We start from the raw sequence: 21,142 nt of genomic DNA on the forward strand, positions 1-21,142 counted from the left end.
GTGTATTGGCAACAGTAGCTTTTCATACGTTAGGATGCAAAGTGAATCATTATGAAACAGAAGCAATTTGGCAGCTGTTTAAAGCAGAAGGCTATGACCGGGTTGATTACGAGGCAACAGCCGATGTCTATGTAATTAATACGTGTACAGTTACAAACACTGGCGATAAAAAGAGCCGTCAGGTAATCCGCCGTGCGATAAGAAAGAATCCTGATGCTGTTATTTGTGTTACAGGCTGTTACGCACAGACATCTCCCGCCGAGATCATGGCTATACCAGGGGTGGATGTAGTTGTCGGAACACAGGACCGGGTGAAAATGCTTCAGTATATTGAGCAGTTTAAAGAAGAACGCCAGCCTATTAACGGTGTTGGCAATATAATGAAATCAAGAGTCTATGAAGAACTAGATGTTCCGGCCTTTACAGACCGTACTCGTGCGTCCTTGAAGATTCAAGAAGGCTGTAATAACTTCTGTACTTTCTGTATTATTCCTTGGGCTAGAGGCTTGATGCGTTCCAGAGATCCTAAGGAAGTCTTTAAGCAGGCACAGCAGCTAGTAGATGCAGGATACAAAGAAATCGTATTAACCGGGATCCACACAGGGGGCTACGGTGAGGATATGAAAGATTATAATCTTGCTATGCTCCTCCGCGACCTGGAACATGTAGAAGGGTTAAAACGAATCCGGATATCCTCCATCGAAGCGAGTCAAATAACAGACGAAGTGATTGATGTACTCCGCCATTCCAAAAAAGTGGTGCGGCATCTGCATGTACCTCTTCAATCAGGCTCTAATACTGTTCTGAAACGTATGCGCAGAAAATACACGATGGAAGCATTCGCAGAGCGTTTAGAAAAGCTAAGAGATGCTCTCCCAGGTCTTGCTCTTACTTCAGATGTGATTGTTGGGTTCCCAGGTGAAACGGAAGAAGAATTCATGGAAACATATAATTTCATAAAAGACCATAAGTTTTCTGAACTTCACGTATTTCCTTATTCGAAGCGGACCGGTACGCCTGCTGCAAGAATGGACGAACAAGTGGATGAAGATGTTAAGAATGAACGTGTCCATAGGCTTATAGCTCTCTCGGACAAGCTTGCAAAGGAGTATGCTTCTTTGTTTGAAAACGAGGTCCTTGAAGTAATTCCGGAAGAAAGATTCAAAGAAGATGAAGACAGCGGCTTATTTGTAGGATATACCGATAATTACTTAAAGGTGGTTATTCCTGCAACGGAAGAGATGATCGGTGAAATCGTAAGAGTAAAGATTACAAAAGCCGGTTACCCTTATAACGAAGGTCAATTTTTACGTGTTGTTGAAGACATGAATGAGCTTGAATCAGCGATTGTTTAACATAATAACTGGGGCACATGCCCCAGTTATTCTTGCATTTTGATCTGTTATAATAGAATCAATAGAGACATAGGCTAAAGGAGAAATAAAAATGAGCAAAAATATTGCTAAATTGATTGACCATACTGCACTTAAACCACAAACTACTGAAAAAGAAATCAGGATTCTTTGTGAGGAAGCAAAAGAATACGGTTTCGCATCAGTATGTGTAAATCCAGCCTGGGTTAAGCTGTGCGCTGAACTATTAGAAGGCACAGAGGTTAAAGTCTGTACGGTAATCGGATTTCCATTAGGAGCTAATACACCAGAAACGAAAGCTTTTGAAACGGCTGATGCAATTAATAATGGTGCCCAGGAAGTTGATATGGTAATTAATATTGCAGCTCTTAAAGATAAAAACGATGAACTGCTGCTCCGTGATATTAAAGCAGTAACAGAAGCAGCAAAAGGGAAAGCTCTGACCAAAGTAATCATTGAAACGAGCCTTTTGACTGATGAAGAAAAGGTCCGTGCCTGTAAGATTGCTGTTGAAGCCGGCACCGACTTTGTAAAGACGTCTACAGGCTTTTCTACAGGCGGAGCAACATTTGAAGATATTGAGCTGATGAGAAAAACGGTTGGCCCTGATATCGGGGTTAAGGCGTCCGGAGGCGTAAGGGATACGGAAGGCGCTAAGAAGATGATTGAAGCGGGAGCAACAAGAATTGGAGCAAGCGCAGGAGTATCCATTGTCAAAGGCTTAACAGCAGATACTGATTATTAAGACGAAGGCTTATCCTATTTTAGGATAAGCCTCAGGCTGTCGAGCAAGTCTCGACGGTCTTTTTTATTATTAGCTTTTAATACACTAGTTAAGTTATCATGCTTGAAGTAAGCTTTTAGAGTGTTTCCTATTATTTTGATTCCCGGTTATGTACCAACATGATAAATTTTGTGAATTTCTCCGTAAAAGGAAGAGCCAGGAGAGATGAAAGAATATTAAATATGACACTGGCATGAGCGAGCTGGATATCTTTCTGCTCGGTGAATAAGGCAGCTAATCGTTCAAGAGGACTGATGAAGGGAAAGAAAATGGCTACGCCGATAAGATTTAGCCAAATATGGGCGTAAGAGGTAAAACGAGCTTCTTTGCCAGCACCTAAGCTTGCCATATATGCAGTTATGCAGGTTCCTATATTAGATCCAAGCATGATGGCAATCCCAGCGGGTACCGACATTTCTCCAGCGGCTAAAAACCCCATAGCTATGCCAGTCATTGCAGAACTGGAGTGAATGATGGCGGTAACCACCATGCCGGTACATAAGGCGATGAATAGATTGTTTTCCATACTTAATAGTAATTGCTGAACAGAATCAAAGGAGGATACTGGTACCGCAAGTGTTTTAAAGCCGTTAATGGCGGCTATTACACAGCTTAAGCCAATAAGTGTGGTTCCGAAGCTTTTTGCCAGGATGTGAGGGATCAACCATAATAAAGCCCCAAGTAAGGCGCCGTGAACGGTCCACTTTTCTAAAGGGATTGTCATAAATTCAGTTGTAAACGTAGAACCAATATTTGTACCCAGGATAATTCCTATTGTCTGGGTGAAGTTTAAGCTCCCAGTTGAAACAAGGCCTATAGTCATCACCATAACAGCTGAACTGCTTTGGAGGATACCTGTGATGAAAATACCAACAAAGAAACCTCTGACTGGTGTATGAGTGACTCTTTTTAAAACGCGCTTTAATTTATCTCCTGATATATTGAACAGGCCAATACGAAGGATGGCCATGCCAGCCATGAATATGGCTAGATATATTATGAAAAGCAGCAGTTCTCTCATCAATGATCCCCCTCGCCACATTATATGGAGATGCAGAGAAGGACATGCCTAAAAAAATGATTTATAAAAATAAAAAGAATAAAAAATAGATAACTGCGAGTATAAATACTGTTTGGTAGTTGACCTCGTTTTACTCTTATATTATAATGGCTAAGTACATGATGTATATATGCATTATGAGTTAGTGTGTTGTGTTCGGAGGGAGGGAAAGAGATGTCTAAAACCGTCGTTCGTAAAAACGAATCGCTTGAAGATGCTCTTCGTCGCTTTAAACGTACTGTATCTAAGACAGGTACACTGCAAGAAGCTAGAAAGCGCGAATTCTATGAAAAGCCTAGCGTAAAGCGTAAGAAAAAGTCAGAAGCAGCTAGAAAACGTAAATGGTAAGAGAGGGTGGAAATATGAGTCTTCTCGAGCGTTTAAATAATGATATGAAACAAGCGATGAAGAACAAAGACAAAGACAAACTCTCTGTTATTCGGATGCTGAAAGCTTCTCTTCAAAATGAAGCTATTAAGCATAAGAAGCAGGAATTAACAGAAGAGGAAGAATTGACAGTACTTTCTCGCGAACTTAAACAACGCAAAGACTCCCTTCAAGAATTTGAAAATGCTGGTCGCCAGGACCTTGCTGACAAACTTCTTACCGAAATTAATTACGTTGAGGTATATATGCCTGAGCAGCTTTCTGAAGAAGAAGTATCTGAAATAGTTAAACAAACCATTTTAGAAGTAAACGCTGTTTCAAAAGCTGATATGGGAAAAGTTATGGGAGCTGTCTTGCCTAAAGTTAAGGGCAAAGCTGATGGTTCTTTGGTTAATAAGCTAGTACAACAACATTTATCTCAAACTAACTAACTAACTATAAACCGTAAGCAATTACCTGCTTGCGGTTTTTTACTATGTAAAAAATGGTTTGCTTTCTCATGAGTAATAATAAATTTACATAAACTGTATGATCAGGCGGTTCTGTCGTGATAATTTAAGAATGTGGATGAAACTCTTTAACGATTCAGGCGTATTGTAATTAACGGAAAATGGAGGAGGTGTTTGTATGAAAAAATGGCTTCTGTCCTTAGGATTATTATTATTAGTCATGTGTATGGTCCCGGAGAAGCCTCTGGCGGATAATAATAAAACGTATATCATACCTGTTAACAATAGCGTTGAGAGTGGATTGTATGCGTTTCTCAAGCGCGGAATTGATACCGCTGTTAAAGGTGGGGCGGAAACGATTATTTTTGACATTAATACACCGGGGGGAACGGTGGCAGCAGCGGAAAAAATCGCTAAATTAATGGATGATACGCCAGTTAAGAAAGTTGCATTCATCAATAATAGAGCATTATCTGCTGGTGCATTTATCGCCCTCCATGCTGATGAAATCTACATGGTTCCTGGCGGGACGATGGGATCGGCTGCTATTATTGATTCAGAAGGAAATGCTGCCTCAAAAAAGGCACAGTCCTATTGGCTGGCGGCGATGAGTGCAGCAGCTGAGAATCATGGAAGAGATCCAAAATTTGCATTAGCTATGGCCAGCGATAATGTTCATATAAGTGGATATGGAACAGGTAATGGAAAATTACTTACTCTGACTGCATCGCAAGCCAAAGAAGCTGGCTACAGTAAGGGGACTGTTAAAAGTCAAGAGGAATTATTACAGACTCTAGGGCTGGCAAAAGCAAAGACTACGACTATACATGAAAGCTTTGCTGAAAAGGCTGCCCGGATACTTACTCATCCGGCGGTCATTCCGATTCTTCTTACAATAGGCTGTTTAGGGCTTGTTATTGAACTGTTTACTCCTGGAATCGGGCTGCCGGGTCTAGCCGGTTTTTCGAGCTTTTTATTATTTTTTTTCGGCCATATGGTTGCCGGGTTGACAGGCTATGAATCCATTCTTTTATTTGCTGTTGGAATTGTTTTGCTTATTTTAGAGCTGTTCCTGCCAGGAGCTATTGCGGGTGTGCTGGGTTTTGCCTGTATCGTTGGCAGTTTATATCTAGCAACAGAAAATCTGGTGTTAACATCAGTATCGCTGCTGATCGCTCTTACGGTTTCGATAGGAACAGCCATCATTATGGTAAAGGTGTATGGACGGAAAATGAAAATGCTAAACAAGATTATCTTAAAAGACTCGACGGCAACGGAAAAAGGTTATGTTTCTAACAAGAATAGAATTGATTTGATAGGGAGGGAGGGGGCAGCTTTGACTCCGCTCAGGCCATCTGGCATTGCCTTGATTGATCATGAACGGCTTGATGTTGTTACAGAAGGAAGTTTTATTGCAAAGGATACAAAAGTAAAAGTCATAAAAGCAGAAGGTGCCAGAATTGTGGTACGTGAAGTAGTCAATCAGTTATAAGGAGGAGAATCTATGTTAACGACCAGTACGATCATTTTATTAATAGCGGTTGTGGCAGGGATTATTGTGTTTGCGGTTTTACTTACGTTTGTTCCGGTCATGCTCTGGGTTTCTGCACTTGCAGCCGGAGTGAGGGTAAGCATATTCACATTGATTGGGATGAGGCTTAGACGTGTTATTCCAAGCAGGGTGATCAACCCCTTAATAAAGGCACATAAAGCAGGCATTGATGTAACCACCAATCAGCTTGAGAGCCATTATCTGGCTGGTGGAAATGTAGATCGGGTAGTAAATGCGCTCATCGCGGCGCATAGGGCCAATATAGAGCTCTCATTCGAGCGGAGTGCAGCGATTGATCTTGCAGGAAGAAACGTCCTGGAAGCCGTCCAGATGAGTGTCAATCCAAAAGTGATTGAGACCCCTTTTATTGCCGGTGTAGCCATGAATGGGATCGAGGTAAAGGCAAAAGCAAGGATTACAGTCAGAGCGAATATAGACCGCCTTGTGGGAGGAGCTGGGGAAGAGACAGTCATAGCCCGGGTAGGTGAAGGGATTGTTTCCACGATTGGATCCTCTGACAGTCATAAAAAGGTATTAGAAAATCCCGACATGATTTCACAGACTGTGTTATCGAAAGGTCTGGATTCCGGGACTGCCTTCGAGATTCTTTCGATTGACATAGCGGATGTAGATATCGGAAGCAATATCGGAGCTAACCTTCAAACTGAACAGGCAGAGGCTGATAAGAAGATTGCGCAGGCGAAGGCTGAAGAACGCCGGGCAATGGCTGTTGCTTACGAGCAGGAGATGAAAGCCCGTGTAGAAGAAATGAGGGCAAAAGTAGTGGAATCAGAAGCAGAGGTTCCACTCGCTATGGCCGAGGCACTTAAATCAGGAAACTTAGGTGTAATGGATTATATCAATCTGCAGAATATTACAGCTGATACAGATATGAGAGACTCAATCAGCAGGATGTCCAAAGATCCTAAAGATGGAGGTAAGAGTTGATGTCTGCCGGTTAATTAGAAAGGGGGAACCCTGTTGGAAGCATTAGTAGACATTTTATTTGGAAATGCTTTCTTTATCATCATCATTCTGGGGATTTTATCTTCTCTCTATAAAAGGTTGAAAATGGATGGTAAAGCGGGCCGGCTTAAGAAGGCTTATAAAGGGACCGACCCATTCGGAGGTCCATCTCTAAGAAACGCTCCTTCCGGTAGAGAAGGAACTACCCCTCTTAAGGAGCTGCCGGCTGTAGAGCCTTCTGCGTTCCCTGTATACCATGACGAAGGTCTGGCACAAGCGATAAACAGCGAACATAGCAGTGGAGCAATTGAAAGGAAGGCTGCCACTGCAAGAGTTGCGGTTGGAGATAGTAAAGAAACGTACCCTCGGCAGGAAACACTCCCAAAATTGGAGTTTGGCCAAAATCAGATCCTGCAGGGTATCATGATGGCAGAAATTTTAGGAAAACCGAAAGGATACACCTCCCGTTATCGAAGAGCAAAATCAGCAACTGTGTTGAAAAAATAGAATTTTTCAGTGCTAGAACCCCTTTTTCGCTCATACATTTGAGATAAAAGGGGGTTCTTTTTTTATGGCACAAAAGTGGGGACAAAAATTACGGCAGCTTATGATGAAATCAATGGACCTTCCACATGATGTAATAATGGACCTGCCCCGTATTACAATGATTGGCCAATTACATATTTATATTGAAAACCATAGAGGACTTTTAACCTTCACAGATACAGAATTGAGATTAATGTTAAAAAACGGCCAGCTGCTAATTAAGGGTAACTCTTTTTCCATAAAGGCTATCCTTCCTGAGGAGATCCTGCTGGAGGGGAAAATAGATCATGTCTTTTTTATCAATGAATAATACGGGGGGAAACCCATGAAGAATCAGTGGACAAACTTTTTAGCAGGATATATTAGAGTGAAAGCAGATGGGATAGGGACAGAGAGAGTAATTAATAAGCTTATTAAGCAAAATATCTATATATGGAATGTCAAAAGAGCTGGATCGCATTCCATCCTTTTTAATATTCAACTTAAAGAAATGCATAAATTTCGGAATGCGGTAAGAAACAGCGACTGTAAACTTTCCTTTCTCGAGGGGCGAGGAGGTCCATTCTTATTTAAACGGCTGCTAAAAAACAGTGGTTTTTTAGCAGGTTTCCTTGCATTTGTCGTACTTATTTTTCTTTTATCTAATATGGTCTGGGGTATTGAAATTAGAGGAGCTAAGCCAGAAACTGAGCATTTGATCCGAAAAGAATTGGACAAGATGGGAGTAGAAAAAGGAAAAATCCAGTTCCTGCTTGATGACGCGGATGATATCCAGCGGAAGCTGACCAACAATATTTCGGCATTAACCTGGATCGGTGTGGAGCTTAAAGGGACAACTTTTCATTTTCAGGTGGTTGAAAAGAAACAGCCGGATGAACAGGTCAAGCTCTCGCCTAGAAATCTTGTGGCCGGTAAAAAAGCTGTCATTTCAAAGATGTTTGTCGTGAAGGGGCAGTCAGTAGTTGCTGTTCATGATTATGTTAAAAAGGGACAGATGCTCGTATCGGGCACGATTGGCAATCCTGATAAGCCAAAGATTGTGGCAGCAGACGGAGAGGTATGGGGGGAGACCTGGTATAAATCCCAGGTAGAGGTTCCTTTAATAACCAATTTTTCCGTGTTTAATGGGAGAGAAAGCGTGAAACATTATATAAAAATAGCTAAGTTTTCGATACCTGTCTGGAATTTTAAAAAACCAGATTATAAAAACTTTGAAACCGAACTGTCCGAACGCCCTCTGAAATTTCTAAAGTGGGAGCTGCCCATTCATTATAAGACGGCAACTCATCGAGAAAAGGAAGACGTTACCCGCAAGTATAGTGTAAAAGAGGCAGTTTCAAAAGCAAGAGAGATGGGGAAAAAAGACTTAATGAAACTTATACCTGAAGATTCCAAGATCGTTGGGGAGAAAATTTTGCACCAGACAACCGACAGTGGTAAAGTAAAACTATCTTTACATTACCAAGTTATAGAAAATATAGCTGTCGGACAACCAATTATTCAAGGAGACTAAGGAATGTCAGAAGAAGCAAAAGTAGTCAACTTACACCTGGAATCTCCTGCCGAAGCACTTGCTTTGCTGGGAAATTCAGATTCAAACTTAAAAATACTCGAACAAGAGTTAAACGTGTCAGTAGTTACCCGTGGGGAGGATATTACCATCACGGGCAGCCAGACTTCTGCGGAACAGGCAGAAACGGTACTGAAAGCCCTGATAAAAGTCATCAGAAAAGGCATTAACATCAGTTCCCGGGATGCGATGTACGCTGTGCAGATGGCCCAGAAAGGGACTATAGAGTACTTTTTGGAACTGTATAACGAAGAAATTATGAAGAATGCCAAGGGGAAAACGATTCGGGTTAAAACTCTTGGGCAGCGTCAGTATATTTCCGAAATGAGAAAAAATGATCTGGTATTTGGAATTGGCCCTGCTGGTACTGGTAAAACCTACCTAGCTGTCATTATGGCCGTACATGCCTTGAAAAATGGAAGTGTAAAAAAGATCATTCTAACCAGGCCGGCTGTAGAAGCAGGCGAGAGCCTTGGGTTTTTACCGGGAGACTTAAAAGAAAAGGTCGATCCATATTTACGCCCATTATATGATGCTCTACATGATGTTTTAGGCACAGACCATACGGAGCGGATGATTGAACGGGGAACTATTGAGATTGCACCTCTGGCATATATGAGAGGAAGAACATTGGATGACGCTTATGTCATTCTTGATGAAGCCCAGAATACTACAGGAGCACAGATGAAAATGTTTCTGACCCGGCTTGGCTTCGGTTCCAAGATGGTCATTACGGGAGACCGCTCTCAGATTGACCTTCCCAAAGGGGTAAAATCCGGCTTGACCACGGCTGAAGAAATCTTGAAGAATGTGTCGGGCATGTCGTTTGTTGAGCTAGAACAGAGTGACATTGTAAGACATCCATTGGTAGCAAGGATCATTGGAGCATATGAAAAAGCAAATCAATAAGTCACTAAGCCTGCCAAGCCAATTGGCGGGTTTTTTCAGGTAGATAAAGAACCCATAAAAGGCCGGCTTGCTTAATTAGGATGAAACTTCACTCAAAAACTGATATTATTTTAACGTACATAGTATATATAGAATAAGCTGAATCATTGTTTGTTCAGGGGGGCTTTAAGATGAGCAGGGTTTATAGAGCAGTCACTAAGTTAAAAGATCTTCTGAGGATGAAGGTCTTCCAAGCTTTGCTTTTTATCCTTTTAGGATTAATTACATATTTGGTTATGTTTGATAATGTCATGCCAGAAAAAATTAATGTTTCACTGCTTACCCCGGCAGATAAGACCATCCGTGCACCCCAGACCGTTGTGGATAAGGAGAAAACAGAACAATACAAGCAGGAAGCAGCCAAGGATGTTGAAGATGTATTTACACAGAAAAAGGAGTATGCCGAAAACCGTGTAGACCTCATTTCCTCGATATTTGACTCAGTTCAGGAAGTAAAAGCGGAACTGGAAATTAAGCAGCAAGAGAAGGCGGAGAAAGACGAGGGGGATTTACCATCCAGCAAAACACAAATAGGCACTCCGGCACATGCAGCCTTAGCTAAGCAAAAGCTGACAGGAAATGTAACGAAAGATCTGTCTGATGACGTTTTTATGGCACTTATAAAGGCGGATGAACAAAATTTTGTCATGGCCAGGGATCTTACCTTGACCGCCATACACAATGTGATGAGCACAAAAATTCCCGCGAGTGAAGTAGAACCTGCGAAAAACCGGGCAGCAGAACAGCTGAAAATTTCAAGCCTTCCTAAAGATATTAAGGACGCTGCAATTGAATTAGCCCGTTTTGCTATCATTCAGAATGAGTTCTATGACAGCCAAAAGTCGGAAGAAAAGGTTCAGACAGCAGTAGAAGGCGTCGAGCCTGTTAAAATTCTGCAGGGTGAGGTGATTGTAGAGGAAGGGCAGCTTGTGGACCGTGACATTTACCGACAGCTAAAGCTCGCTGGTTTACTCGAGGAGCAGACCTCTTACCTTCCCTTCATTGGCCTTGGCTTATTTATATTGTTAACAATGAGTGGTTTATTTTATTATTTTCAGCTGAACAAAGAAAATACTGACAAGAAACAAAGCCAGATTCTGCTGTTCAGCTTTGTATACCTTCTTGCTCTGCTGATCATGAAAACCGTAAGTCTCTTTCAAGAAGCTGAATATATCGATATGGTGTATTTTTTTCCGGCTGCCTTTGCAGCTATGCTGATAAAAGTACTCCTTAATGAGAGGCTGGCCATTGCGATCACCATAGTACTGGCTTCGTATGGGACCATCATTTTTAACGATGGAACCGCCTCGAATTTACATATTGCTGCCGGTCTATACATACTGCTAAGCGGAGCAGCTGGAATCATCCTCTTGTATACTAAGAACTATAGAGCCAAGATCCTGCAGGCAGGTTTATTTTTGTCACTTCTGAACTTCCTGCTCATACTCGCCCTTTTATTTATTATGGATGTCCGGTCACTCAAGATAGAATTTGTATTTTATATCATTTCGGCACTTGTGTCTGGGCTTGCATCATCTATCCTGACGATAGGTGTCCTTCCATTCTTTGAAACGGGCTTTGGAATATTAACAACCATGAGGCTGATCGAGTTATCCAACCCAAACCATCCACTGCTGAGGAGGATATTAACGGATGCACCAGGAACCTATCACCATAGTATAATGGTTGCGAACCTAGCAGAATCTGCCTGTGAGTCCATTGGAGCAAATGGCCTGCTTGCCCGAGTGGGCTGTTATTATCACGATATAGGCAAGACAAAGCGGCCGCAATTTTTTATAGAAAATCAAATGAACATAGAAAATCCACATGACCGCCTGGATCCGGAAAAAAGTAAAGATATTATTATTGCTCATGTTTCTGACGGGGTAGAGTCACTCACAAAACACCGCCTGCCGGAAGAAATTGTATCTATAGCAAAAGAGCACCATGGGACCACTTTACTGAAGTATTTTTACCATAAAGCAGCACAGCAGAGAGAAGATGTAAAAGAATCAGAATTCAGATATCCTGGTCCGAAACCGCAGACAAAGGAGTCAGCTGTAATCAGCATAGCCGACAGTGTTGAGGCGGCTGTGAGATCCATGGGAAATCCCACCGCTGAAAAGATTGATCAATTAATAAAAAGCATAATTGTAGAACGTCTTGAGGATGGGCAATTTAATGAATGTGATATAACAATGAAAGAGCTGGATATCGTTAAGAAATCATTAAGTGAAACTCTTAAAGGAATATTTCATACTCGTATCGAGTATCCGGAAATCAAAAAAACTAAATAGCAGGTGAAACGATGCTGTTAAATATTGACTTTATTGATGAAACCAATGAAACAACTGATAAGGATCAGGCACTGGTAGAAGAATTGCTGCAGTTTGCAGCAGAAAAGCTATCCATACAGCCGCAGACGGAAATATCTGTTACGTTTGTGGACAATAACAGAATCCAGGAAATAAACCGTGAATACCGCAGCAAAGATAAGCCGACCGATGTCATATCGTTCGCACTTGAAGAGATGGGAGAAGACGAGATAGAGATCAAAGGAGCGGACATGCCGAGAATTCTAGGGGACATTATTATCTCCGTAGAAAAAACAAGGGAACAAGCAGCTGATTATAAGCATTCTTTTAAAAGAGAGCTTGGGTTCCTGGCACTCCATGGATTTCTCCATCTGCTTGGTTTTGATCATATGACAGAAGAGGATGAAAAAATGATGTTTGGCAAGCAAAAGGAAATATTGGATGAATACGGGCTTACAAGGTCATAAAGGGCGAAAGAATCCTTTTTATAAAAGTGTATCTTTTGCTGCCAATGGAATTTATATGGCATTAAAAACGGAAAGGAATGTCCGGATTCATGCGGTAATTTCTGTGTTAGTTCTTATTGCGGGCTGGATACTTAACCTGACCCAGATAGAATGGTTATTCATTTTTCTCTCTATAGGTGTAACTATTTCACTTGAATTGGTGAATTCAGCTCTAGAACGAGCGGTTGATCTTGCAACGGAAGAATATCATCTTCTGGCTAAACAGGCCAAAGATATGGCAGCAGGCGCTGTTCTATTTTTCTCATTCATTTCCATCATTATTGGGCTTGTCATTTTTGTTCCCCGGCTGATGGAACTTATCTGGACTTAAAGCAGTTATTTTTTTATAGCAATTAGAAAGGAAGATATAAATGAACATTCAGGAACTCATTGAAAGAGCGAAAGAAGCAAGACAAAAAGCCTATGTTCCCTATTCAAATTTCCAAGTAGGGGCAGCACTTCTAACCGCAGACGGCAAAGTATATAGCGGCTGCAATATAGAAAATGCGGGGTACAGTATGACAAATTGCGCAGAAAGAACGGCATTTTTCAAAGCTGTTTCAGAAGGGGACAAGGACTTTTCTATGTTGGCTGTTATAGCCGATACGGACGGGCCTGTTTCTCCTTGCGGAGCATGCCGCCAGGTTATTTCTGAATTCTGTCCTAGAGATATGAAAGTAGTTTTAACCAATTTAAAAGGGGAAATAAAAGAGACAACTGTGGAAGAATTATTGCCAGGAGCCTTTTCACCGGAGGATTTACATGAATAAAATAAATGAAAATACATCAAAGAATTACAAGTCGGGATTCATATCTATTATTGGACGTCCGAATGTTGGTAAATCAACGTTCTTAAACCGGGTAATCGGCCAAAAAATAGCCATCATGAGCGATAAGCCTCAGACAACCAGAAATAAGGTCCAGGGAGTGCTGACTCTTAATGATGCTCAGATGATATTCATTGACACTCCTGGAATTCACAAGCCGAAACACAAGCTCGGTGATTTCATGATGAAGGTTGCACAGAATACGCTTAAAGAGGTAGATCTAGTATTGTTTATGATTAATGCAGAGGAAGGCTATGGAAGAGGCGACGAATTCATCATTGAAAAATTAAAGACGATAAAAACTCCCGTTTTCCTAGTTATTAACAAGATTGACCAGATCCACCCGGATGAATTAATGCCGCTGATTGAAAAATACTCATCGAAGATGGAATTCAAAGAAGTCGTTCCGATTTCTGCCCTGCAGGGGAATAACGTTGAAACGCTTTTGGGGCAGATCAAGGACTTCCTGCCGGAGGGGCCGCAATATTATCCGGCTGACCAAGTAACAGACCACCCGGAAAGATTTATCATTTCTGAATTAATTCGTGAAAAGGCTCTGCATTTAACGAGGGAAGAGATTCCCCATTCCATTGCCGTTGTGATTGATTCGATCAAGCGGGAAGGAAACAGCGAAACCATACATGTTATGGCAACTGTGATTGTGGAAAGAGATTCGCAAAAAGGGATCGTAATTGGAAAGCAAGGCAAAATGCTTAAGGAAATTGGTCAGCGCGCCCGTCTCGATATAGAGAATCTTCTGGGGTCCAAGGTATTTCTTGAACTCTGGGTTAAGGTTCAGAAGGATTGGAGAAATAAGGCCGGACAGTTAAGGGACTACGGTTTCCGGGAAGATGAATATTAATTGCTGCTTCTAACAGTTGGTTATTTTTTAAATGTATTGTGAATTCATCTGTAGATGTAAACAGGTAAAAGAGGATTTATACGTAGTAAAAAATGTTTAACATGAAAACTGACAGAATGGTCAAGATAAGCTTAAGGTTTTGGGATAGTATTTAGAATTGCTAGTTTTACATTTGAAAGGTGGGCTTACAATGTTGGATTTTACCTGGAGAGTATTCAGCAGTACAGGTAATATTGATACCTATCTCCTATTTAAAGAATTGGAGCTGGAACATGGCGATAAACCCGAAATGGCAGAAACTGAGCTAGCAGAAACAGATTTCCCTATCTCCTAGTAAGTCTTGCTTCCACTCTGAAGGGTGGGTACCTTATCATGCTCCAAAAATGTGAGGGAATTGTAATAAGACGTTCCAATTATGGAGAAAATAATAAAATTATTACATTGTATACCCGTGAATGGGGGAAAATTGCGGTGATGGCGCGAGGTGCCAGCAAGCCGAGCAGCAGGTTCTCTGCTGTCACCCAATTATTTAATTATGGTTCCTATCTGGTCCAGCCTTCCAAAGGAATGGGAGGGCTGCAGCAGGGGGAGACGGTGTCTTCCATGAGAGCAATAAGGGAGGATATCATCACTACGGCATATGCATCTTATATTGTTGAATTGCTTGACAAAAGTGTGGAAGACAGAAAACCCAATCCCTATTTATTTGAATTGCTCTACCAATCCCTTAATTACATAAATGAAGGCTATGACAGTGAAATTATCAAATTTATTTTTGAGATGAAGATGCTCGATGTACTTGGACTGCATCCAACCTTGAATCAATGTGCCATTTGCGGTGCAACAGAAGGCAATTTTTCCTTTTCGATCCGGGAAGGCGGTTTTATCTGCCACCGCTGCCTTGAAAAAGATCCCTACCATTTGAAAATTTCTCCTGCTGCAGTTAAACTTTTAAGGGTGTTTTATTATTTCGATTTAAGCCGGCTGGGCAGTATTTCGGTTAAGCCAGAGACAAAAAAAGAACTAGAGCATGTAATCAATTCGTTTTACGAGGAATATTCTGGACTTCAGCTTAAATCAAAGAAATTCCTGGACCAGATGGATACGTTCAAACAGAAATTTTAATACATCTAGTGCTAACTATTGACAAAGTAATATTCAATCTTATAAAATTTGTTTTAATTATATGGATGCGTTGAAGGAAAGTAGTACCTGAAAACTCACTCTTTTATAGCGAGCCCGGGTCGGTGAAAGCCGGGAAAAGAGACTTCAGGGAAGGCAGTCCCGAGCAGAGCAGGCTGGAGTACCAGCAAAAGCGGCCGATGATATCGGCAAATAGGGTGGAACCGCGGGTAAACTCTCGTCCCTATGCGAAAGCATAGGAACGGGAGTTTTTTTATGTGTTGAAACGACCTTGGGGTGCCGGTTATGTATGAACGGACCGTCACTCTTTGTAAGGTTCGCATCCGCTTTAAATTATTTGGAGGTGCGGTATGAATATTCAGAACATGATTTTAACTCTTCAAAAGCATTGGTCAGAACAAGGCTGTATACTTATGCAGGCCTATGATGTTGAAAAGGGAGCAGGTACAATGAGCCCTTACACGTTTCTCCGTGCTATAGGCCCGGAGCCGTGGAATGTTGCCTATGTGGAGCCGTCAAGAAGGCCGGCTGACGGGCGGTATGGAGAAAATCCCAACAGGCTTTATCAGCACCATCAATTTCAGGTTATTATGAAACCTTCACCTGAAAACATTCAGGAGCTTTATCTCGATTCATTAAAAGCACTTGGAATTGATCCCCTAAAGCATGATATCCGCTTTGTAGAAGATAACTGGGAGAACCCTTCCCTTGGCTGCGCAGGACTTGGCTGGGAGGTTTGGCTGGATGGGATGGAGATTACCCAATTCACATATTTCCAACAGGTTGGCGGGATTGAGTGTAAGCCTGTATCAGTCGAGATAACTTATGGAATTGAGCGCTTGGCTTCGTATATCCAGGACAAAGAAAATGTGTTTGATTTAGAATGGACAAATGGATTTACCGTAAGAGATATCTTCTATCAGCCTGAATATGAACATTCAAAATACACGTTTGAAACCTCTGACCCTGATATGCTTTTCCAGCTTTTCAACATCTATGAAAAAGAGGCTCACCGTCAGATGGAAAATGGCCTGGTGCATCCAGCTTATGACTATGTGCTAAAATGTTCACACACGTTTAACGTATTGGATGCAAGAGGATCGATCTCTGTTACAGAACGTACCGGTTATCTGGCAAGAGTCAGGAACCTTGCACGGAAAGTGGCAAAAACGTTTTATGAAGAGAGAGAAAAGCTTGGTTTCCCAATTTTAAAGAAGGAGGAACTATCTCATGAGTAAACACGATATCTTATTAGAGATCGGGCTGGAAGAAATGCCTGCGCGGTTTGTGACTTCCTCCATGAACCAGCTGAAAGATAAAGTACAAACATGGCTGAATGAAAAGCAAATTGAGTTCAGTGAAATTATCGCGTACTCTACGCCACGCCGACTTGCTGTCTGGGTTAAAGAAGCTGCAGAATCACAAAAGGACATCAATGAGGAAGCAAAAGGCCCAGCGAAAAAAATAGCGCTGGATCAGGAGGGAAACTGGTCGAAGGCTGCAGCAGGGTTTGCCCGCGGACAGGGTGTGGCTGTAGAGGATATATTCTTTAAAGAGCTTAATGGTGTTGAATATGTATATGTAAATAAGTTTATTAAAGGAAAGCCGACAAGAGAGCTTCTTCCTGAGTTGAAAGACATTATTACGGGTTTGAATTTCCCTAAAAATATGAAATGGGCCGATGAAGATCTCCGATTTGTAAGGCCGATTAAATGGCTGATCGCTTTATATGGCGAAGAAATCATTCCTTTTTCCATAACTGATGTGAAGACGGATAAAATAAGCCGGGGACATCGCTTCCTTGGAAGTGATGTGGTGATGCATTCCCCGTCTAAATACGAAGAGTTACTTAAGGAACAGTTTGTCATTACAAATCCGGAAGAGAGAAAACAGTTAATCATTAATGATATAAAAGAGTTGGCACAGGCTCAGAATTGGGAGATTCCAATTGATGAAGAATTGCTTGAGGAAGTCAATAATCTAGTCGAGTTCCCAACTGCACTGTACGGGAAGTTTGAAGAAGAATTTCTTGAACTGCCTGAACAAGTACTCGTGACTTCTATGAAAGAGCATCAGCGATATTTCCCGGTAAAGGATCAAAAGGGGAACCTTCTGCCTTTCTTTATTACCATCAGGAACGGAAATAAGGAACATCTGGAGACAGTTGCCAGGGGGAATGAAAAAGTATTGCGTGCAAGACTTGCGGATGCTTCCTTCTTCTATAAAGAAGATCAAAGGACTACAATCGAAGCATCATTAAAGAAGCTTCAAACCATCGTTTATCAGGAAGAGCTGGGCACCTTGGCGGATAAAGTTCAACGCGTGAGAAGGCTGGCCTCCCAGATTGCTAAGAAAATAAATTTAAGTGAGAAGGAACAAAGCCAGACGGACCGTGCTGCAGAAATCAGCAAGTTCGACCTGGTATCTCATATGGTATATGAATTTCCTGAATTACAGGGGTTTATGGGAGAGAAGTATGCCCGGTTAAAGGGTGAGGATGAAGCTGTTGCCGCTGCCATAAACGAGCATTATATGCCTCGGAATGCAGAAGATTCAGTTCCTCCATCTGTGATTGGCTCTGTACTATCCATTGCTGAAAAGCTGGACACTATTGCCTCTTGCTTCTCAATTGGGATCATTCCTACAGGTTCCCAGGATCCTTATGCTCTTAGAAGGCAGGCGAGCGGTATTGTAGCCATCCTGGAGCAATCCAAGTGGAATTTAACGTTTGAATCCCTGCTTGATATGGCATTAGATAATATCGAGAGCGAAGGATTTGCAAAGAGATCAAGAACCGAAACACATACAGAATTAACGCATTTCTTTAAGATGAGAATAAAGCATCTCTTGAATGAACAGAACATCCGCTATGATTTAATTGACTCTGTTCTGGAAAATGAAGTAGGCATCCTGTCAGAACTGGTGGAAAGGGCAAGTGTGCTGGAAGCTAAAAAGAACGAGCCTGAGTTTAAAGGATCGGTTGAAACTCTAAGCCGCGTTATGAATATTTCTAACAAGGCTTCCGGCCATGTAACTCCAAATCCGGATCTTTTCGAAAACGAATATGAGCATAAACTATTTGCAGCCTATCAAAAGACAGTAGAATCATATGATCAACAGCATAATGAAGAATCCAAATTCGATCTTCTGATTTCGATGAAGACAGAGATTGAAGAATACTTTGAACACACAATGGTAATGGCTGAAGATGAGAAGGTCAGGAATAACCGTCTGGCACTATTATTTGAAATTACTAGGGTCATTCGAAAGTTTGCTGAGTTCAACAAAATTATTACGGGTTAAAGGTGAAGGCCGGTCTATCCCAAAGACCGGCCTTTTCTTATGAATCCAATGTTTGTGAATTCTTCTAATTAGTATATAATTATAGAAAACAGTATAACTCATTTTTCGTTTTACATATTGCAGAGATCAATATGAGCGTCTGTCATGACGCAGGCAGCGTATGGGCTGGTTAATTATCCTCCATATGGTAACTAGTCCTCCAGCAGGCTGCCAGCGCTTTTTATGAAGGTGGTGTTTACAATCGAACTTAATAAACGTCAGCAGCAGATTTTAGAGATCGTGAAGCAAAATGGACCAATAACAGGCGAGCACATTGCTGACCAATTGAATCTTACCAGGGCAACTCTCCGTCCAGATTTAGCGATTCTGACTATGGCAGGATATTTGGATGCGAGACCCAGGGTTGGATATTTTTATTCGGGTAAAAGCGAAACACAGCTGCTCACGGACAACCTGAAGAAAATCATTGTTAAAGATTATCAATCCATCCCAGTTGTCGTAGGTGACAGTATTTCTGTCTATGATGCTATTTGTACGATGTTCCTCGAGGATGTTGGCACATTATTTGTGGTGGATAAGGAGTCCATTCTTAAAGGAGTACTCTCCCGTAAAGATCTGCTGAGAGCGAGCATAGGAAAGCAGGAACTAACTTCAATCCCGGTAAATATAATAATGACGCGAATGCCTAATGTAACTATGTGCACAAAAGAAGATTTACTGATAGATGTAGCTAAAAGACTGATAGATAAACAAATAGATGCCGTACCAGTTGTTAAAGAAACTGAAAAGGGTTATGAAGTAACGGGAAGAATTACAAAGACAAATATTGCTAAGGCCTTTGTTGCCTTGGCTGATGACGGCATATAGGGGTGGGGAACTAAATGAACAGTAAAATAATTTATGTAGTTTCTGATTCAGTGGGGGAAACTGCTGAGCTAGTGACTAAAGCTGCCGCAAGCCAGTTTAAAGGGTATGGAGTCATCATTAAACGCATTCCATATGTAGAGACTCATGCCAATATCGAGGAAGTCATTTCCTTAGCTAAGATAAATTCCGGCATCATTGCATACACGCTTGTGAAACCGGAAGTACGCAGCTATATGAAGGAGAGGGCTGACAGCGAACATATTTTTGCATACGACATAATCGGTCCATTAGTTGATAATCTGCAGCAATGCTTTGATTCAAAGCCGCTTTATGAGCCCGGTATGGTCCGCAAACTGGATGAGGATTATTTTAAGAGAGTAGAAGCTATAGAATTTGCGGTAAAGTACGATGATGGCCGTGATCCAAGAGGAATATTAAGAGCTGATATTGTATTAGTTGGTGTATCCAGAACATCTAAGACGCCTTTATCCCAATATTTAGCCCATAAAAGATTAAAAGTCGCAAATGTGCCTGTTGTTCCCGAAGTGGATCCGCCGGAGGAACTCTTTCTGGTGCCTCCTAATAAATGCATAGGATTAAAGATCAGTCCGGAGAAACTGAACGATATAAGGAAAGAGCGGCTGAAAACTCTTGGTTTGAATGACCATGCCATTTATGCCAATATTGAAAGAATTAAAGAAGAACTAACTTATTTTGAAAAAATTATCGAGAAATTAAATTGCCCGGTGATTGATGTAACGAATAAAGCGGTGGAAGAGACCGCTAATACCATCATAAATATCATACAAAAAGGATCGGAAGCATAGCACATATCATGTGCTATTTTTTTTGCAGAGGGCAATTATACAGCTTTAGCTTATGTATCCCATTAAACAGACTCTTGTAACATCCCACCTGGTTTTTTAAATCGCAAAAAACGTTTTCAATAATGCCTGGCTAAAAAAAGTCACATATTTGCCACAAGTTAAAATAATAGATTTTCAAATAAAAATGTACTATAATAAAAAGCTGTGATAAAAAAGCATTTTTAAGGTTTAGACTTGGTAAATAAGGAATAAACTAAGAAATGTGAGATGTCAAGTTTTACCTGATAGAATTTTTCGACAAATCCATTTACTTTTTAAAAGAAAAGGCTGCATAAGAAGGAATATGAAGAACAATGTAGAATTACAAAGAGGTACTATCATTTATGTAGATGCTGATGCTTGTCCGGTTAAAGATGAAATAACAAAGGAAGCTAAGCGTTATAACGTACAGGTTTATTTTGTTACTTCGATCAATAATATGATGAACAGCCCTTCTGAAGGGAAATGGGTGTATGTGGAAAACGAGAAAGAAGCCGCAGATCTTTATATCCTGAACCATGCGAAAAAAGGTGATCTTGTGATTACCGGGGATATTGGGTTAGCTGGCACTCTTCTGCCAAAAAACGTTTACGTACTTTCCCCCAGGGGAAAGGAATACACGGAAAACAATATAGGCCCAATGCTGGAAATGCGTTATGCTGCAGGTAAAATGCGGCGTCAAGGTAAATATACCAAAGGTCCGAAGCCATTCAAAAAGGAAGATCGAGAACATTTTCTCATAAATCTTTCAAAAATATTGTCGAACCTTGCAGGAAATTAAAAATTTCTCGCGAATTCATTACATATCATCACTAAGT

23 protein-coding genes and 1 other annotated feature are annotated in these 21,142 nt (G+C 41.2%); of the genes, 22 read left to right on the forward strand and 1 reads right to left on the reverse strand.

What is annotated here, in order from left to right:
* The first annotated feature begins 5 nt into the window (after positions 1-5).
* Together mtaB and deoC are read left to right on the forward strand one after the other, a co-directional pair.
* A complete protein-coding gene (gene mtaB / locus CUU66_RS05245) occupies positions 6-1,355 on the forward strand; it encodes a tRNA (N(6)-L-threonylcarbamoyladenosine(37)-C(2))-methylthiotransferase MtaB (RefSeq protein ID WP_101640619.1) in 1,350 nt (449 codons plus the stop codon).
* A 91-nt stretch (positions 1,356-1,446) separates the two neighbouring features.
* Positions 1,447-2,118 (forward strand): deoxyribose-phosphate aldolase, encoded by a 672-nt coding sequence (gene deoC / locus CUU66_RS05250; RefSeq protein WP_101640620.1) that lies wholly within the window; start codon positions 1,447-1,449, stop codon positions 2,116-2,118.
* A gap of 130 nt (positions 2,119-2,248) precedes the next feature.
* Here the strand turns inward: deoC and CUU66_RS05255 are convergent, their stop codons facing one another.
* The gene (locus CUU66_RS05255) at positions 2,249-3,178 is read right to left on the reverse strand and encodes a Na/Pi symporter (protein WP_101640621.1); all 930 of its coding nucleotides are present in this window, start codon (positions 3,176-3,178) and stop codon (positions 2,249-2,251) included.
* A 213-nt stretch (positions 3,179-3,391) separates the two neighbouring features.
* On the opposite strand from CUU66_RS05255, the gene rpsU reads away from it, so the two are divergent.
* From rpsU to CUU66_RS05355, 20 genes are all read left to right on the forward strand, one after another.
* Entirely contained in the window at positions 3,392-3,565 is a 174-nt protein-coding gene (gene rpsU, locus CUU66_RS05260; RefSeq protein ID WP_026692851.1) for a 30S ribosomal protein S21, read from the forward strand.
* A gap of 14 nt (positions 3,566-3,579) precedes the next feature.
* Positions 3,580-4,035, forward strand: a complete 456-nt coding sequence (locus tag CUU66_RS05265; RefSeq protein WP_101640622.1) for a GatB/YqeY domain-containing protein — start codon at positions 3,580-3,582, stop codon at positions 4,033-4,035.
* A gap of 196 nt (positions 4,036-4,231) precedes the next feature.
* Positions 4,232-5,545 (forward strand): NfeD family protein, encoded by a 1,314-nt coding sequence (locus CUU66_RS05270; RefSeq protein WP_101640623.1) that lies wholly within the window; start codon positions 4,232-4,234, stop codon positions 5,543-5,545.
* A gap of 12 nt (positions 5,546-5,557) precedes the next feature.
* The gene (gene floA, locus CUU66_RS05275; RefSeq protein WP_101640624.1) at positions 5,558-6,553 is read left to right on the forward strand and encodes a flotillin-like protein FloA; all 996 of its coding nucleotides are present in this window, start codon (positions 5,558-5,560) and stop codon (positions 6,551-6,553) included.
* A 33-nt stretch (positions 6,554-6,586) separates the two neighbouring features.
* Entirely contained in the window at positions 6,587-7,078 is a 492-nt protein-coding gene (locus tag CUU66_RS05280; RefSeq protein ID WP_101640625.1) for a hypothetical protein, read from the forward strand.
* 64 nt (positions 7,079-7,142) lie between these two features.
* Complete coding sequence (gene yqfC / locus CUU66_RS05285) at positions 7,143-7,427, forward strand: sporulation protein YqfC (protein WP_101640626.1); 285 nt, start codon at positions 7,143-7,145, stop codon at positions 7,425-7,427.
* 15 nt (positions 7,428-7,442) lie between these two features.
* Positions 7,443-8,630: a sporulation protein YqfD gene (gene yqfD, locus CUU66_RS05290; protein ID WP_101640627.1), complete on the forward strand. Its 1,188-nt coding sequence runs from the start codon at positions 7,443-7,445 to the stop codon at positions 8,628-8,630.
* A gap of 3 nt (positions 8,631-8,633) precedes the next feature.
* Positions 8,634-9,596 (forward strand): PhoH family protein, encoded by a 963-nt coding sequence (locus CUU66_RS05295; RefSeq protein ID WP_101640628.1) that lies wholly within the window; start codon positions 8,634-8,636, stop codon positions 9,594-9,596.
* A 170-nt stretch (positions 9,597-9,766) separates the two neighbouring features.
* Positions 9,767-11,932: an HD family phosphohydrolase gene (locus CUU66_RS05300; protein WP_101640629.1), complete on the forward strand. Its 2,166-nt coding sequence runs from the start codon at positions 9,767-9,769 to the stop codon at positions 11,930-11,932.
* Positions 11,933-11,943: 11 nt separating this feature from the next.
* Complete coding sequence (ybeY, locus tag CUU66_RS05305; RefSeq protein ID WP_101640630.1) at positions 11,944-12,417, forward strand: rRNA maturation RNase YbeY; 474 nt, start codon at positions 11,944-11,946, stop codon at positions 12,415-12,417.
* On the forward strand, positions 12,392-12,787 hold the full coding sequence (locus CUU66_RS05310) for a diacylglycerol kinase family protein (RefSeq protein WP_101640631.1): 396 nt from the start codon (positions 12,392-12,394) through the stop codon (positions 12,785-12,787). The genes ybeY and CUU66_RS05310 overlap by 26 nt, the downstream gene beginning before the upstream one ends.
* Positions 12,788-12,827: 40 nt before the next feature.
* Positions 12,828-13,226: a cytidine deaminase gene (locus tag CUU66_RS05315; protein WP_101640632.1), complete on the forward strand. Its 399-nt coding sequence runs from the start codon at positions 12,828-12,830 to the stop codon at positions 13,224-13,226.
* The gene (gene era / locus CUU66_RS05320; RefSeq protein WP_101640633.1) at positions 13,219-14,145 is read left to right on the forward strand and encodes a GTPase Era; all 927 of its coding nucleotides are present in this window, start codon (positions 13,219-13,221) and stop codon (positions 14,143-14,145) included. Before CUU66_RS05315 ends, era begins: the two co-directional genes overlap by 8 nt.
* Before the next feature lie 190 nt (positions 14,146-14,335).
* Positions 14,336-14,479, forward strand: a complete 144-nt coding sequence (locus CUU66_RS05325) for a YqzL family protein (protein WP_101640634.1) — start codon at positions 14,336-14,338, stop codon at positions 14,477-14,479.
* 38 nt (positions 14,480-14,517) lie between these two features.
* Positions 14,518-15,270, forward strand: a complete 753-nt coding sequence (recO, locus tag CUU66_RS05330) for a DNA repair protein RecO (protein ID WP_101640635.1) — start codon at positions 14,518-14,520, stop codon at positions 15,268-15,270.
* A 61-nt stretch (positions 15,271-15,331) separates the two neighbouring features.
* Positions 15,332-15,516: a binding site (T-box leader), on the forward strand.
* 122 nt (positions 15,517-15,638) lie between these two features.
* Entirely contained in the window at positions 15,639-16,526 is an 888-nt protein-coding gene (gene glyQ / locus CUU66_RS05335; protein WP_101640636.1) for a glycine--tRNA ligase subunit alpha, read from the forward strand.
* A complete protein-coding gene (glyS, locus tag CUU66_RS05340; protein ID WP_101640637.1) occupies positions 16,519-18,591 on the forward strand; it encodes a glycine--tRNA ligase subunit beta in 2,073 nt (690 codons plus the stop codon). The genes glyQ and glyS overlap by 8 nt, the downstream gene beginning before the upstream one ends.
* 222 nt (positions 18,592-18,813) lie before the next feature.
* Positions 18,814-19,458 carry a helix-turn-helix transcriptional regulator gene (locus tag CUU66_RS05345; protein WP_101640638.1) on the forward strand — a complete coding sequence of 215 codons (645 nt, stop codon included), beginning with the start codon at positions 18,814-18,816 and terminating at the stop codon, positions 19,456-19,458.
* Between the two features lie 14 nt (positions 19,459-19,472).
* Positions 19,473-20,285 carry a pyruvate, water dikinase regulatory protein gene (locus CUU66_RS05350; protein WP_101640639.1) on the forward strand — a complete coding sequence of 271 codons (813 nt, stop codon included), beginning with the start codon at positions 19,473-19,475 and terminating at the stop codon, positions 20,283-20,285.
* 343 nt (positions 20,286-20,628) lie between these two features.
* Positions 20,629-21,105 carry a YaiI/YqxD family protein gene (locus CUU66_RS05355; RefSeq protein WP_101640640.1) on the forward strand — a complete coding sequence of 159 codons (477 nt, stop codon included), beginning with the start codon at positions 20,629-20,631 and terminating at the stop codon, positions 21,103-21,105.
* The last annotated feature ends 37 nt before the right edge of the window (positions 21,106-21,142 follow it).

Source organism: Peribacillus deserti, assembly GCF_002863585.1.
Lineage (GTDB): Bacteria > Bacillota > Bacilli > Bacillales > DSM-1321 > Paraperibacillus > Paraperibacillus deserti_A.

Bases quoted from the DNA above. Each gene is read 5' to 3' on its own strand.
- deoC (WP_101640620.1), top strand. From the start codon at position 1,447: ATGAGCAAAAATATTGCTAAATTGATTGACCATACTGCACTTAAACCA.
- CUU66_RS05255 (WP_101640621.1), bottom strand. From the start codon at position 3,178: ATGAGAGAACTGCTGCTTTTCATAATATATCTAGCCATATTCATGGCT.
- rpsU (WP_026692851.1), top strand. From the start codon at position 3,392: ATGTCTAAAACCGTCGTTCGTAAAAACGAATCGCTTGAAGATGCTCTT.
- CUU66_RS05265 (WP_101640622.1), top strand. From the start codon at position 3,580: ATGAGTCTTCTCGAGCGTTTAAATAATGATATGAAACAAGCGATGAAG.
- CUU66_RS05270 (WP_101640623.1), top strand. From the start codon at position 4,232: ATGAAAAAATGGCTTCTGTCCTTAGGATTATTATTATTAGTCATGTGT.
- floA (WP_101640624.1), top strand. From the start codon at position 5,558: ATGTTAACGACCAGTACGATCATTTTATTAATAGCGGTTGTGGCAGGG.
- yqfC (WP_101640626.1), top strand. From the start codon at position 7,143: ATGGCACAAAAGTGGGGACAAAAATTACGGCAGCTTATGATGAAATCA.
- yqfD (WP_101640627.1), top strand. From the start codon at position 7,443: ATGAAGAATCAGTGGACAAACTTTTTAGCAGGATATATTAGAGTGAAA.
- CUU66_RS05295 (WP_101640628.1), top strand. From the start codon at position 8,634: ATGTCAGAAGAAGCAAAAGTAGTCAACTTACACCTGGAATCTCCTGCC.
- CUU66_RS05300 (WP_101640629.1), top strand. From the start codon at position 9,767: ATGAGCAGGGTTTATAGAGCAGTCACTAAGTTAAAAGATCTTCTGAGG.
- ybeY (WP_101640630.1), top strand. From the start codon at position 11,944: ATGCTGTTAAATATTGACTTTATTGATGAAACCAATGAAACAACTGAT.
- CUU66_RS05310 (WP_101640631.1), top strand. From the start codon at position 12,392: ATGAATACGGGCTTACAAGGTCATAAAGGGCGAAAGAATCCTTTTTAT.
- CUU66_RS05315 (WP_101640632.1), top strand. From the start codon at position 12,828: ATGAACATTCAGGAACTCATTGAAAGAGCGAAAGAAGCAAGACAAAAA.
- era (WP_101640633.1), top strand. From the start codon at position 13,219: ATGAATAAAATAAATGAAAATACATCAAAGAATTACAAGTCGGGATTC.
- CUU66_RS05325 (WP_101640634.1), top strand. From the start codon at position 14,336: ATGTTGGATTTTACCTGGAGAGTATTCAGCAGTACAGGTAATATTGAT.
- recO (WP_101640635.1), top strand. From the start codon at position 14,518: ATGCTCCAAAAATGTGAGGGAATTGTAATAAGACGTTCCAATTATGGA.
- glyQ (WP_101640636.1), top strand. From the start codon at position 15,639: ATGAATATTCAGAACATGATTTTAACTCTTCAAAAGCATTGGTCAGAA.
- glyS (WP_101640637.1), top strand. From the start codon at position 16,519: ATGAGTAAACACGATATCTTATTAGAGATCGGGCTGGAAGAAATGCCT.
- CUU66_RS05345 (WP_101640638.1), top strand. From the start codon at position 18,814: ATGAAGGTGGTGTTTACAATCGAACTTAATAAACGTCAGCAGCAGATT.
- CUU66_RS05350 (WP_101640639.1), top strand. From the start codon at position 19,473: ATGAACAGTAAAATAATTTATGTAGTTTCTGATTCAGTGGGGGAAACT.
- CUU66_RS05355 (WP_101640640.1), top strand. From the start codon at position 20,629: ATGAAGAACAATGTAGAATTACAAAGAGGTACTATCATTTATGTAGAT.